We start from the raw sequence: 345 nt of genomic DNA on the forward strand, positions 1-345 counted from the left end.
GCCGCTGCGCCGAGGCCATCACCGCCGCCACCGACTTGTACGGCACCACCGCATTCGGCCTTAAATGCACCTCCGGCTGGTTCGGCTGCGTCGCCACTTCCGTCAGCTTCGCTTCCAGTTCGTTACGACTCGCTACCGCCGCACCATTCCACAACACCGTCCCGTCAAAGTCGACGTCGATGTTGATCACCACCGGCGGCTCTGTGGGCTTACTCGGCGTGTTGGTCGGCATGTTCAAATTCACCGCGTGGTTCTGGATCGGAATGGTGATGATCAGCATGATGATCAGTACCAGCATGACGTCGATTAACGGTGTCATGTTCATTTCGATCATCACTTCCGGTT

1 protein-coding gene is annotated in these 345 nt (G+C 57.7%); it reads right to left on the bottom strand.

The window, feature by feature from the left end; translation table 11 throughout:
- A partial coding sequence (locus H8K27_RS16385; RefSeq protein WP_222610708.1) for an ExbD/TolR family protein occupies positions 1 to 345 on the bottom strand: 345 nt, incomplete at both ends.

The sequence above is a fragment of the Cognatundibacterium griseum genome (assembly GCF_014284195.1).
Classification (GTDB): Bacteria; Pseudomonadota; Gammaproteobacteria; order Burkholderiales; family Burkholderiaceae_D; genus Undibacterium; species Undibacterium griseum.